This window comes from Rhodococcus sp. 27YEA15 (assembly GCF_049739425.1).
In the GTDB taxonomy this organism is placed as follows: Bacteria; Actinomycetota; Actinomycetes; order Mycobacteriales; family Mycobacteriaceae; genus Rhodococcus_F.
On record NZ_JBMHHW010000001.1, the window covers coordinates 4,590,306 to 4,602,983 of the forward strand.

Below are 12,678 nucleotides of genomic sequence, written 5' to 3' on the forward strand. Positions count from 1 at the left end.
CTCGCCTTGCGCGATCGGGTCGGTCACATGTGCGGCGATATCGAGATCCGGGAGTCGGCTGTAGTCACCGCCACAGTTCCCGTCTTGGTCGGAGTCCTGATTCCCGCTACAGGTACGGCACGTCGGCTGCTCGGAACCGGTCGGCGGCACCCACCCGCTGTTCGACAATCTCGGCACTGCCGTACTTCCCCCCTCACCGAGCCGCGCAAATCGTTTGACAGTCGCCGCACCGAGACACACACTTCGAGCGAACCACGACTGTCAGGAGAAACCTCGCGTGCTCGATCAGACCAACCTGCTCGCAGACTGCAGCAACTGCTTCGGGCTGTGCTGTGTTGCGCTCCCCTTTGCCAAGTCGTCGGATTTCGCGGTGGACAAGGACGCCGGTCGGCCGTGCAAGAACCTACAGGACGATTTTCGTTGCGGAATCCACACCAGCCTACGACGCAAGGGATTCACCGGCTGCACTGTCTACGATTGTTTCGGTGCGGGACAAAAGGTTTCACAACACACCCATGGGGGAACGAGTTGGCGAGATGCCCCTGAAAGTGCGTCCGGCATGTTCGAAGTTTTCCCTGTCGTTCGCCAGCTACACGAACTGCTGTGGTACTTGTCCGAGGCAAGATCGTTACAACAGACGCGAATCATCTTCTCCGAGTTGGATGCCCAAATCGAACGCACGAAGAATCTCGCCGACGGTCCCGCGTCCGCCATTCTACGAATCGACGTGGCAGCGCACCGGGCCGAGGTCAACGTTCTACTGTTGCGGACCAGCGAGCTGGTTCGATCGTCATTGGGCGGCAAGAGAAGTCGCAAGACGGAGCATCGCGGCGCGGACCTGATCGGCGCGAAGTTTCGTGGAGCAAACCTTCGCGGCGCGAACTTTCGAGGCGCATATCTGATCGGCGCAGATCTGCGCGCGGCGGACCTCGAGGGGGCAGACCTCATCGGCGCTGACCTACGTGGCGCCGATCTGCGCGGGGCACGACTGCGCGGCAGCATCTTCCTTACTCGATTTCAGATCAACGGAGCAATCGGCGACGCGGCCACCGCCTTGCCCGACTCACTCCCGAGACCCGCCCATTGGTCCTGAACCGGTCGCACCACCCGTACGCCACCAAAAACGGCCCTGACGTGCCGATATTCTCCATACGTGGGTATTGTCACCGTATGCCCGAACGCCGAAACTCCGCCACGAACCCCGAATTGCTCGCAGCGGCCCTGTTCGACGTCGCCGCAGAGTCAGGACTCGACAATGCGAGTGTTCGCGAGGTGGCAAAGAGTGCGGGAGTCTCGATCGGGGCCGTCCAACACCATTTTTCGACCAAGGACGAGATGCTGGCCTTCGCCCTGCGAACCCTGGTAGACCGCCTGCTCACCCGGCTGCCCGATGCCGGCTCAGGCACCGGCCCGCACCGTGAACTGTTCGACGCCTTGTCCCAGCTACTCCCCCTGGACGAACAACGCGGGCGCGAAGTGCACGTCCTCTCAGCCTTCGCCGTGCGGGCGGCAACCAACTCCGCATTGGCCGAGATCAGACGCACGTTCTTGTTCACTGCCAGGACCGCACTGTCCGGGGCACTGATCGGAGTAGGGACACCGGAGGCCGAGACCCGCGCAGCACTGCTTCTGGCAACAGTGAACGGATTGGCGCTCGATGCGGTCTCGAATCCCTCGATGTACCCGGCCGACTATCTCACCTACGCATTGGAAACCCAGATCCGGTTGACGCTGCACGATGCCGACATCTCGCGTCCGTCCACGGATCTGGTCGGCTGACACGGTGAGCGCAGGCAGATTCGCACCCAGCCCGTCGGGCGACCTGCATATCGGCAACCTTCGGACTGCCCTGCTGGCCTGGCTCTTCGCTCGCACGACCGGCCGCCGCTTCCTCATCCGCGTCGAGGACCTCGACCGAGTACGACCAGGTGCAATGAAGCGACAACTTGCCGATCTCAGCGCGATCGGCCTCGAGTGGGACGGCGAAGTAACCCAGCAAAGCAACCGAATCATATTGTACCGCAATGCCATCGATATATTAGCCGAACAGGGACTCACCTACCCCTGCTACTGCACTCGCCGAGAGATCCTACAAGCACCGTCGGCACCCCACGCTCCCGCCGGGGCCTACCCCGGAACGTGTCGCGATCTCACGGAAGACCAACGTGCCGAAAGGCTTTCGTCAGGACGCTCACCCGCTTTGCGACTCCGCGCCGACAACCGCCGAATTTGGTGTACGAGATATATTGCACGGCAATGTAACCGGATCCGTCGACGATCTTGTCCTACTTCGCGGTGACGGAGTTCCCGCATACAATCTCGCAGTTGTAGTCGACGACGCCCACCAGGGCATCGACCAGGTGGTCCGCGGCGACGACCTACTGTCGTCCGCGCCCAGACAGGCATACCTCGGACAGTTACTGGGGACAGCCGATCCGACGTACGCCCATGTACCCATGGTGCTCAACAGGGAGGGGAAACGTCTGGCCAAACGGGACGGGGCGGTTACCGTTGCCGACATGGCCGCCACAGGCGTCGGCCCAGCAGAAGTATTGACAGCAATCGGCGTCAGCCTGGGCCTGGCCGCGCCCGGCGAGAAACTGACGCCCGCCACTCTTGCCGACCGCTTCGATCCCGAAGGAATACCACCCGATCCGTGGATCTTCATCCCGCCCGCCATCGGATGACAATCCCATCTGTTTTGCGCTAATTGTCTAATTATAAAGAACTATCGATTATAGCTATTCATTGGCAATTCACGCCGAGTGAAGTACCGTTAGCAACGGCTGACATTTGTGACCGAAAGCACGAAGTCACGGCAAGCGTCATCCAGGGTCATCCCCCGACTGACCGCTACACCCGTTTGCAGCATTCAGGCTGTCACTCTCGTGCGGCAGGAACGGCAGAGGACGAAAAGGAAATCCGTATGGTCCGCGAGCTTCGCGAGGCACTCGACGACCATCAATTCGAGGTGTTGTACCAACCACAGGTCAACCTGCATTCGTCCGCGATCACCAGTTACGAAGCACTTTTGCGCTGGAGACACCCGCTCCGCGGGTTGATCGAACCTCAGGATTTCATGCGATCCGCGGAATCATCCGGACTCATCATCCCGATCGGCCTCCAGGCTCTGGACATGATCTGCGTACAAACCGCGACATGGCCGTCACACCTGAGCGTGGCAGTCAATTTCTCGCCTCGCCAACTGGCCACGCCGCACGCAGCAGCGGAGATACTCGACGCCCTCCACAGCTCCGATACCCCGCATAATCGCGTCATTGTCGAGGTCACCGAACTGGGAGTGGTGGGGCGACACGCGGCGAAGACGCTCCGAATACTGCACGGTGAGGGAATCCGGATAGCTCTGGACGACTTCGGCGCGGGGTTTGCGTCCTTCTCCGCCCTGTCGGAGCTGCCACTCGACATCCTCAAGATCGACCAGTCACTGATCTGGTCCACCGGACTGGACGGCGACGCCGGAGACCGCGCCTTCATCGTCGTGGAGTCGATTGCGGACATCGCCCGGAAGCTGGGCTTCGAATCCATCGCCGAAGGCGTCGAAACTCCCGATCACGCCGCGAGCGCACTACGTGCGGGTTGCGACCTGGGGCAGGGCTACTACTTCGGCAAACCACTGCCGGCCACCACTGCCGTCACCATGGCCTGAACTCGTCAGATCGCCCCCACGTCAGCTCCACGCGCTGCCGGTCAACGCCAACAGAAACAAAAGACCATAGGCCGCGAAGCCGGCAACACCGACGCAGATTCCCGCTATCGCCAGTCCGCGACCCTGCTCACCGGTCTGCTTGATCTTGTTCAGCGCCACAATCCCCAAGACGATCCCGACAATCGACGCCAAACCGAAGCACAGGCCGACTATGGATGTGACCAACGACCCGATAGCCATACCGTTGGTTCCCTGTACCTGCCCGGGCGACACATAACCCGGACCGTACGGCGGTTGGTATCCGCCAGGCTGTTGATACTGACCGGGTTGCTGGTATCCGCCGGGTTGCTGGTATCCGCCGGGCTGCTGGTACCCGCCGGGCTGCTGGTACCCGCCGGGCTGCTGGTACTGGTTCTGCGGCGCGGAATATCCAGGCGGGAGGTAGGGGTTGGTCGCGTCTACGTGAGACCCGTAACCGCCCGGCGCCGGCGGCGGCTCATGTGGCGGTACCCCGTACGTTGGGGGCGGGTAGCCGGGGTACTGCTCGCCGGGCGAGACGTATCCCGGAATTTCTGGTGAACTACCGGTTTCCGCGGGCGACACGCCGTAGCCCTCCGGCGGCAGGCTCGGGAACTCTCCGTATCCAGGTTTTGCCTGGTAGTCACCCGAAGGCGTCTCGTTATTCCCCCCGGGAGTGCTCATGAGACAAAGCCTAAACCACCAGTGGCCCCGGAATCCAAATGAATAGATGTAATGCCCGACGACATACAACCCACGTAGGGTTTGATCCATTGCCATGGTCGAAGGCGTCCGCGAACGGTCACGCCTTCCATTACAGAGGGGAACACATGACAAGCGGTGGGTACGATCCCAACCAGAATCCCGGCGGCGAGCAATTCCCGCCACAGAACCCGTACGGGCAGCAAGGCAACCAACCGCCCGGTAGTTACCCGCCACCGGCCGGACCTCCGCCTGGCGGCAACTACCCACCGCCGCCCGGCAACTACCCACCACCTGGCGGCAACTACCCACCACCGCCCGGCAACTACCCACCACCTGGCGGTAACTACCCACCGCCGGGCAACTACCCGCCACCCGGCAGCTTTCCGCCGCCGCCCGCCAACGATTACGGCGTCGGATTCGGCGGACCGCAACTCTCGGTAGGTGCCGCGCTCGGGTACGGCTGGGAACGGTTCAAGAACAACGCGCTGGTCTGGGTGGTAATCACCTTTGTCGCGGTTGCCGTTTCGTTCCTGATCAACTTGCTGTTCGGTGGATTCAGCGCGTCGGCCGACGCCTCGTTCTCCGCTCTGAGCATCCTCGGATCGCTCGTCTCCGTCGTGGTCGGGTTCCTGATTCAGGCCGCATTCGTCCGCGGTGCACTCCACGAAGTCGACGGCAACAAGCCTGCTTTCGGCTCCTTTTTCCAGTTCGCGAATGTCGGCGCAGTGATCCTGGCCAGTATTCTGGTGGGCGTCGCGACCGCGATAGGCTTCGTGCTGCTGATCATCCCGGGAATCGCAATCGCCTTCCTGACGTACTTCACGCTGCAGTTCGTGATCGACCAGAATCAGGATCCGGTCACGGCGATCAAGTCGAGCTTCTCGGTGATCTCCAAGAACGTCGGACCGCTACTCCTTCTCGCCCTCGCCGCTATCGGTATCAACATCCTCGGTGCCATTCCCTGCGGGCTGGGACTGCTGGCCACCGGACCGATCACGCTGATCGCCGGTACCTACGCCTACCGGGTCGTCACCGGCAGGCAGGTTGCCCCACTGCACCACTGATCCACCCACCGAAGGCCCGGCCGGTTCGCTCGAACCAGCCGGGCCTTCGGTGTGTTCCGGACAACCCGACAGGCACCTCGACGCTCTGAAGTGCTTGGATGGCTGTCGTGACAGCACCAGATCAACCCGAAGATTCGACTCCCGACACCAAATTTGCGCACGTCAGCCTCGGTTACTACCCGACGATCGTCGCCCTGTTCACCGCAACGCTGTTGATATCGAATATCTGCGCGACCAAGGGGGTCGCATTTTTCTCCGGCACCGAGTTCGCCCTCGGCCCGCTACAGATTCTGCCCGTCATCACCGACGGCGGCTTCTTCCTGTTCCCGCTGGCCTACGTGCTCGGTGACGTTCTCAGCGAGGTGTACGGCTTCAAAGCCACCCGCCGCGCGATCTACATCGGTTTCGGTGCCCTGATCCTGGCGGCAGCATGCTTCTGGGTAACGGTCCAACTGCCCTCTGCCCAGTTCTACGACAACCAGGATTCTCTGGAAACCGTCGTCGGCGTCATTCCGCGACTGCTCGTTGCAGGTCTGGCAGCGTATCTGGTCGGCCAACTGCTGAACTCGCTCGTCCTGGTGATGATGAAGAAGCGGATGCAGGAAAAACACCTGTGGGCACGTCTCATCGGTTCCACCGTGGTCGGCGAATTCGCCGACACCCTCATCTTCTGCTCCATCGCCGCCGGCGTCATCGGCATCGACACGTGGACCGACTTCGTCAACTACGTGCTGGTCGGCTTCCTGTGGAAGACCCTCGTCGAGGTTCTGGTCATGCCGGTCACCTATCGCGTCATCGCCCACGTGAAGAAAAACGAACCCACCTACACCTGAGTGACGGTTTTCGGGGAGTAGAACCGTCCGAGCATGTCGGCCTTGAATTCGTGGAAGTACCCGCCTTCGATACCGGCTCGGATGTCGTCCACCAACTTCACGGTGAACCGCTCGTTGTGGATCGTGCAGAGCGTCGACGCCAACATTTCCTTCGCCTTGAACAGGTGGTGGATGTAAGCGCGGGTGTAGTTGGCGCAGGTGTAGCAATCGCAGTCGTCGTCGATGGGTGTGAAATCACGGCGGTAGCGACTGGTGTTGATGTTGAACCGCCCGGAGCGCACGTAGATCGCGGCGTTCCGGGCCACTCGTGACGGGTTGACGCAGTCGAAGGTGTCCGCACCGTTCTCGATGGCGACGAAGAAGTCGTCCGGTTCGCTGATACCGAGCATGTGGCGCGGTTTGTGCTCGGGCAGTTCCTCGTTGCACCAGCGCACGATAGTGCCGAGGTTCTGCTTCTCGAGGGCTCCGCCGATGCCGTAACCGTCGAAGCCGTGACCGTTCTCGTCCATGACGGATTCAAGGCCGCGGCACGCTTGACGACGCAGGTCCTCGTACTGCGCACCCTGCACTACACCGAAGAGCGCCTGGTAGGGCTTGCCGACACGTTCAGCGGTGAGTTTGGCGTGTTCGGCCAGGCAGCGCACGGCCCACGCTTGAGTTCTCTCGACGGAGCGTTCCTGGTAGGCGCGCGTATTGAGCAGGGTCGTGAGCTCGTCGAAGGCGAACATGATGTCTGCCCCCAACTGATGCTGGATCTGCATCGACACCTCGGGGGTGAACCGGTGTTTGCTGCCGTCGAGGTGTGACTTGAAGGTGACCCCTTCGTCGTCGACGGTGGCGAGACGTTCCTTGCCTTTGGCGATGACGTCGTCGGACTGCACACCGACGGCTTCCATCGCGAGCACTTTCTTGAAGCCGACGCCCAGGGACATGACCTGGAATCCGCCGCTGTCGGTGAAGGTGGGGCCGTCCCAGTTCATGAATTTGCCCAGGCCGCCGGCTTCGTCGACGATGTCGGGGCCCGGCTGCAGGTACAGGTGGTAGGCATTGGCCAGTACCGACTGCGCGCCGAGTTCCTTGACGGATTCGGGCACCATGGCCTTGACCGTCGCCTTGGTTCCCACCACGACGAACGACGGAGTCGCGATGTCTCCGTGCGGGGTATGGATGGTGCCGGTGCGGCCAAGCCGGTCTTCGAGCCTGGTACCGATCGTGAAAATCGACTCGGGGCGCTCGGCGGCGGATTCGGACGGTGTCGGTACAGCGGTGCTCACGTGAGTAATCCTGTCACAGCCGCCGACATCGCCAGGTCACGTGCCGGACGACGCGGACGCGGCAATCGCGGCAGCGGTAGCAGCCTGGGTGGCTGCGACGGATGTCCGGACCGCGGCACTGGCCCAGTTGCCTTCGGGCAGCCGCTTCGCGCGGGCGCGTGACCCTGTGAACTCGTGCGAGGGGACGATGATTCTCAACATGCTCGCCCCGGTGAGGACGGCGACGAGTGCGGCCTCGTTCGGTGCGGGTTCGCAGGTGCCGTCGAGGATCTCACTCAGTGTGGCCCGTGATCGGTCCTCTCGTCGTGGATCGGTGGTCATCCACCGGGTACGTGGGAAAACACCGAGTACCCGGTGGGCGGCGGCGAACACCAATGCTCGAGATTCGAGATTCCGATAGGTCGTTGCGCGAGGACCAACGCGACCAGGAGAGCGCCCCCGAGCCCGGCGTCCACGTACGTCGCAGTTTTCCGCTCTCGGGATCGGTTGCGAGAAGTAACATCTCTTCGCCGATCAGCATCGCTCCCAGACCAGTCGGCCGGTCACGTCAGCACGTCGTCGAAGTGGATGACATGAGCCAACTTCTCGGGCAGTTCGATCGTGTCGAGCCCGCGGACGAGATACGACCGTCCACAGGCCGTGATCGTGACCCGCCCACCGGGAATGACGCCTGCCGTGATGAATCGAGTGATGAGTCGACTATCGGCTTGAGCGTGTTCGGAGATACTTCGAACCGTACTCGTCACCGGCATACCGGAAACCGGAATGTCAGCGAGTTGCATTGTTGCAGAATCAGGTTCGACCTCGATACCGAAATGATCGAGACCCGGAATCGGGTTACCCCACGGCGACGTGGTCGGCCCGTCGAGAATGCAGATGATGCGACGCTCGACCGCTTCGCTCATCACGTGTTGCAGGCGACGGGCTTCGTCGTGCACGAGAACAGCAGGCATGTCGAGGATGTCGGTGAGTAGTCGCTCGGCCAGCCGGTGCTTACGCGTGACCTCCACCGCGCGCGCACGGCCCGCGCCGGTGAGTTCGACGCGATGACCGTCGGCGAGCGTGACGAGGCCGTCTCGCTTCAACCGTGCAACGGTCTGATTGACCGTCGCACTGCTCTGACGAAGGCGCTCGATCAGTCGGATCTGCCGCGCCGGAACACGGTCTTCTCCCAGATCGTAGACGGTGCGCAGATACATCTCGGTGGTGTTGATGAGGTCCCTCATACGGTAGAGCACATTCTCGAGTGATTTGCCGGTGCCGACACAGGGTCACGAACAGTGGCGTGAGCGGGACCGTGGATAGTAGAGCCGTGCGAATACTCGTGGTGGACGACGAACACAACGTCGCGGAAACCGTGCGCCGCATGCTGGTCGCCGAGGGTTGGGTCGTGGATGTGGTCCACGACGGCGTTCTGGCACTGGAAAAGGCGACCACTGAACATTTCGACGCCGTCGTGCTCGACATCATGATGCCCAAACTCAACGGGTACGAGGTGGTGCGGCAGTTGCGCAGCGTCGGCGTGTGGACGCCGGTGTTGATGTTGACCGCGAAGGACGGCGAATACGATCAGGCCGACGCCTTGGATTTCGGTGCCGACGACTATCTGACGAAACCCTTTTCGTTTGTCGTACTGATTGCCAGATTGCGCGCCCTGGTACGGCGCGGCGCACCCGAGCGCCCGACCGTGATGACCGCGGGAACGTTGACTGTCGATCCGGCAGCCCATATCGCCAAGCGTGGGGACGTCGAATTGGTTTTGACACCAAGAGAATTCGGAATGCTCGAATTCATGATGCGACGCAAGGGCGAGGCGCTGACCAAAGCCGAGATCCTCGACTCCGTCTGGGACATCCACTACCGAGGCGACGAAAACGTCGTCGAGGTCTACATCAGCTATCTGCGCAGACGCATCGACACACCGTTCGGGTGCAAAGCTATTCAGACGATTCGGGGCGTCGGATACCGATTGGCCGCCGACGGCGGGGGCTAGCGATCCCACGACTGCACCGGAACGGTGAATCCAACGGTGGCGCCGCCCCCCGGGGTGTCGGTGATGACGATGTGCCCGTCGTGGGCGCGAACGATCTCGTCGACTATCGCAAGACCCAAACCTGAACCGCCACTGCTACGTTCCCGAGCGTCGTCGAGACGCACGAATCTCCCTGTTACTCGGGTTTTATCGGGATCGGCGATCCCCGGACCGTTGTCGGCCACCGTCACTCTCACCTGGTCCCCGTCCACCGACATGTCGAAGGCGAGGCGGTCCACAGTGTGCCGGGTCGCGTTGTCCGCGATATTGCGCAGCGCCCGAGCAAGTTTCTCCTCGTCACCGCGCACTCGAGCCGGGACGACAGTGGCGGTGATCTCGTGTCGGCCCAATGCCTCGAGGCGGGCGACCTCCGCGCTCACCAACTCGTCCAGATCGAGGTCGGCGCCACGTAGCGGCACACCGTTTTCGTCGGCACGCGCCAGGAACAACAGGTCCGAGACCATCCCTTTGAGCCTCAGCGCTTCAGGCAGCATCACTGTCTCGACTGTCTCGACGTCGATGGGTTGCCTCGTCTCTCGAGACAGATCGAGCAACCCGACCAGCGTGGTCAACGGACTGTTGAGTTCGTGGGACGCATCGCCCACGAACCTCATCTGCTGGGCACGGGCGGCATCGATACGGTCGAGCATCCCGTTCATGGTGGCCGCCAAGGTCGCGATCTCGTCGCCGGTGGCGGGCACCGGAACTCGACGATCGAGATCGCCTCCGGAAATGTCGTCGACCTGTCGACGAATCTCTTCGACGGGCTCGAGGACTCGGCCGACGAAGTAGTACGTCAGCGCCGCCGCCGCTCCGATGATCGGAATCAAGGCAGCACACAACGCCCCGACGTGCACGAGAACCGAATACAAGGGGCCTTCCGCTGCACCGACTTCGATCGTCATCGGCCCGCTGTCCGGACTGTCCACCCCGATACGTGCCGCTCGGAACTCCGAACCACCCGGTTCTGCAGCCAGGCCACCTTCACGTAGCTGTTCCCCCGGGCGCAATACCGGACCCAATGCCGAACCCGGACCGCCTGCGCTACCGAAGACGACCCGGCCTCCACTGTCGAGAACATGGATGACATCGACGTACCGGCCGGCGGTGAGTAGAGATCCGTCGAGCGCACCGACACCGTCCGATTCGACGACAGCCGCGATCTGTCGTGCTCGCGCCGTCGTAGCCACATCAGCGGAGTGGTGCAGCAGCTTGTGTACGACGAGAAGCGTCACACCGGCCGCGACGGCCAGAGTGACGGCAACGAGGAGGGCAGCAAGAAACGTCAGACGATTGCGCACCGGTCGGAAGTGTCGCCGAACTCGGCTCCTCCACTCTGAGATTCGGGATGGCACAGCGTACGACACTAACCGTGACATGCCGTCCACCGAAACGCTCCTCAGCGTCCCTTAAGCATTGCTCAGGAGTCGCTGCACAATACCGAGTCCTGCCCACTCGCTGCCCGGCACTGACGCACCGAACCGACCGTACGGCGCCCCGCAGCTACGTCGCCGCGAGAGCGACAGCGCCCGCGGACTGGCGTCGGCCCACACCGGTCCAGGTCAGACCGGCTCGCGTCAGGACGTCCCGGTCGAGCAGATTTCGGGTGTCGATCACTCGTGGAGAACCCATCACTGCGGCGATCTTCGGCCAGTCGAGGGTGCGGAATTCCGGCCATTCCGTCAACACCACCGCGGCATCTGCCCCGGCGACCGCGGCATACGCGTCAGCCGCCAGTTCGATACCTGCCAAATCCGGATGTGACATCGGAACGGACAGAGCAGGATCGTATCCGACCAACTCGGCGCCTGCCTGCCGCAACAAGGCCGCGATCATCAGGGCAGGCGAATCACGAAGATCATTCGTGCCGGCTTTGAAGGTCAATCCCAGCAGTGCCACGCGGGTATGGGTGAGTGATCCGTTCCGGTTGCCGGTGACTGCCAGTCGAATCTTGTCCACCATCCGCTGCCGTTGACGGGTGTTGGTGTCGATCGACGCCCTCATCAATCGGAACTCGAAATCGGCGGCGTCCGCTACTTGAAGTAGCGCCTGGGTGTCCTTCGGTAGACACGATCCACCCCAGCCCGGACCTGGATTCAAGAACTCACGACCGATTCGGCGGTCGTAACTCATACCTTCTGTGACATCCGAGATGTCCGCACCGAGTCGTTCACACAGTTCGGCCACCGCGTTGACGTACGACAGCTTCATCGCGAGAAACCCGTTGGCCGCATATTTCACCAACTCCGCACTGGCCGAGTCGGTGAGCACCGTCGGCGCTCCGAGTCTGGAGTACAGCGCCGCTACGCGCTCCGCCGCATCCTGCGCTTCCCCTCCGACGACGATTCGATCGGGGTTGAGGAAGTCGCGAACCGCACTGCCCTCTCGCAAGAACTCCGGGTTGCTCGTCACCGCGACGTCGGACCGCCCCAACAACTCCGCGGTACGGATGGCTGTGCCGACAGGCACTGTGGATTTGTTCACGATCACGCATCCCGACGGCACGGCTTCGCGAATCTCGTCCAGCACGGCCTCGACGGCTCGCAGGTCCGCAACACCGCCGACGCCCATAGGGGTGGGTACGCACAGGAATATGACCTCGACGCCCTCGGAGTGTTCTTCGACGGCAACGGCAGCTCCGAGCGTGAACGAAAGACGTCCCGCGGCAAGTCCTTCCACCACTAATTCCGACAAACCAGGCTCGAGAATGTCCACTTTTCCCGCCTGCAACCGTCGGATCTTTTCTTCGTCGACGTCGGCGCAGACGACGTGGTGACCGAGCGATGCCAGGCAGGCGCCCGTTGTCAGCCCTACATACCCTGTTCCAACAACAGTTATTCGCCGTGCAAACACTTAGCCTCCACTGATATCGACAAGAACCAGGCAGCAAAATATGTTGCGGTTAAGTTACCGAAGACACCAATCGCTGCGCTATCCTCTAACCATACATTGGTAAACCCGACATCAACCCAGGTCGCTGGAAAAATCTCGGGAAAGTCAGCAATCACTCAGCGACCACAACGGCGAAAACGGACATACATGAAACAGTGGCCAGCTGGAACATTCAGCAAATATCGGGCAGGAA

The 12,678-nt window shown here is 62.0% G+C and carries 12 protein-coding genes and 1 pseudogene; 7 read left to right on the top strand and 6 right to left on the bottom strand.

The annotated features are described in order from the left end of the window. Positions 1 to 277: 277 nt before the first annotated feature. From ABH922_RS21500 to ABH922_RS21515, 4 genes and pseudogenes are all read left to right on the top strand, one after another. Positions 278 to 1,093, top strand: a complete 816-nt coding sequence (locus ABH922_RS21500) for a pentapeptide repeat-containing protein (protein WP_424808844.1) — start codon at positions 278 to 280, stop codon at positions 1,091 to 1,093. A gap of 77 nt (positions 1,094 to 1,170) precedes the next feature. Beyond that, positions 1,171 to 1,779 (top strand): TetR/AcrR family transcriptional regulator, encoded by a 609-nt coding sequence (locus ABH922_RS21505; protein WP_424808845.1) that lies wholly within the window; start codon positions 1,171 to 1,173, stop codon positions 1,777 to 1,779. Continuing rightward, positions 1,739 to 2,687: pseudogene (gene gluQRS, locus ABH922_RS21510) on the top strand (tRNA glutamyl-Q(34) synthetase GluQRS). The gene ABH922_RS21505 and the pseudogene gluQRS overlap by 41 nt, the downstream one beginning before the upstream one ends. A 239-nt stretch (positions 2,688 to 2,926) precedes the next feature. Continuing rightward, the gene (locus ABH922_RS21515) at positions 2,927 to 3,667 is read left to right on the top strand and encodes an EAL domain-containing protein (RefSeq protein ID WP_424808846.1); all 741 of its coding nucleotides are present in this window, start codon (positions 2,927 to 2,929) and stop codon (positions 3,665 to 3,667) included. Positions 3,668 to 3,688: 21 nt separating this feature from the next. Here ABH922_RS21515 and ABH922_RS21520 read toward each other — a convergent pair whose 3' ends face one another. Then, on the bottom strand, positions 3,689 to 4,369 hold the full coding sequence (locus ABH922_RS21520; protein ID WP_424808847.1) for a DUF4190 domain-containing protein: 681 nt from the start codon (positions 4,367 to 4,369) through the stop codon (positions 3,689 to 3,691). A gap of 146 nt (positions 4,370 to 4,515) precedes the next feature. Here ABH922_RS21520 and ABH922_RS21525 point away from each other — a divergent pair, with 146 nt between their 5' ends. Together ABH922_RS21525 and ABH922_RS21530 are read left to right on the top strand one after the other, a co-directional pair. After that, complete coding sequence (locus tag ABH922_RS21525; protein WP_424808848.1) at positions 4,516 to 5,454, top strand: hypothetical protein; 939 nt, start codon at positions 4,516 to 4,518, stop codon at positions 5,452 to 5,454. 107 nt (positions 5,455 to 5,561) lie between these two features. Beyond that, entirely contained in the window at positions 5,562 to 6,287 is a 726-nt protein-coding gene (locus tag ABH922_RS21530; RefSeq protein ID WP_424809753.1) for a queuosine precursor transporter, read from the top strand. Here the strand turns inward: ABH922_RS21530 and tgt are convergent. Genes tgt through ABH922_RS21545 form a run of 3 tightly spaced genes read right to left on the bottom strand, consistent with a single transcriptional unit; the run spans position 6,278 to position 8,787 of the window. Continuing rightward, positions 6,278 to 7,561: a tRNA guanosine(34) transglycosylase Tgt gene (gene tgt, locus ABH922_RS21535; protein ID WP_424808849.1), complete on the bottom strand. Its 1,284-nt coding sequence runs from the start codon at positions 7,559 to 7,561 to the stop codon at positions 6,278 to 6,280. The genes ABH922_RS21530 and tgt overlap by 10 nt on opposite strands. A gap of 36 nt (positions 7,562 to 7,597) precedes the next feature. Further along, complete coding sequence (locus ABH922_RS21540) at positions 7,598 to 8,044, bottom strand: GOLPH3/VPS74 family protein (protein ID WP_424809754.1); 447 nt, start codon at positions 8,042 to 8,044, stop codon at positions 7,598 to 7,600. A gap of 59 nt (positions 8,045 to 8,103) precedes the next feature. After that, a complete protein-coding gene (locus ABH922_RS21545) occupies positions 8,104 to 8,787 on the bottom strand; it encodes a metal-dependent transcriptional regulator (protein ID WP_424808850.1) in 684 nt (227 codons plus the stop codon). 86 nt (positions 8,788 to 8,873) lie between these two features. Between ABH922_RS21545 and ABH922_RS21550 the strand changes: the two genes are divergently transcribed. Beyond that, complete coding sequence (locus tag ABH922_RS21550; protein ID WP_424808851.1) at positions 8,874 to 9,554, top strand: response regulator transcription factor; 681 nt, start codon at positions 8,874 to 8,876, stop codon at positions 9,552 to 9,554. On the opposite strand, the gene ABH922_RS21555 is transcribed toward ABH922_RS21550, so the two are convergent. Both ABH922_RS21555 and ABH922_RS21560 read right to left on the bottom strand, forming a co-directional pair. Next, positions 9,551 to 10,894, bottom strand: coding sequence for a sensor histidine kinase (locus tag ABH922_RS21555; RefSeq protein ID WP_424808852.1), 1,344 nt, complete (start codon positions 10,892 to 10,894; stop codon positions 9,551 to 9,553). The genes ABH922_RS21550 and ABH922_RS21555 overlap by 4 nt on opposite strands. Before the next feature lie 202 nt (positions 10,895 to 11,096). Beyond that, entirely contained in the window at positions 11,097 to 12,446 is a 1,350-nt protein-coding gene (locus tag ABH922_RS21560; RefSeq protein WP_424808853.1) for a UDP-glucose dehydrogenase family protein, read from the bottom strand. Positions 12,447 to 12,678: the final 232 nt, after the last annotated feature.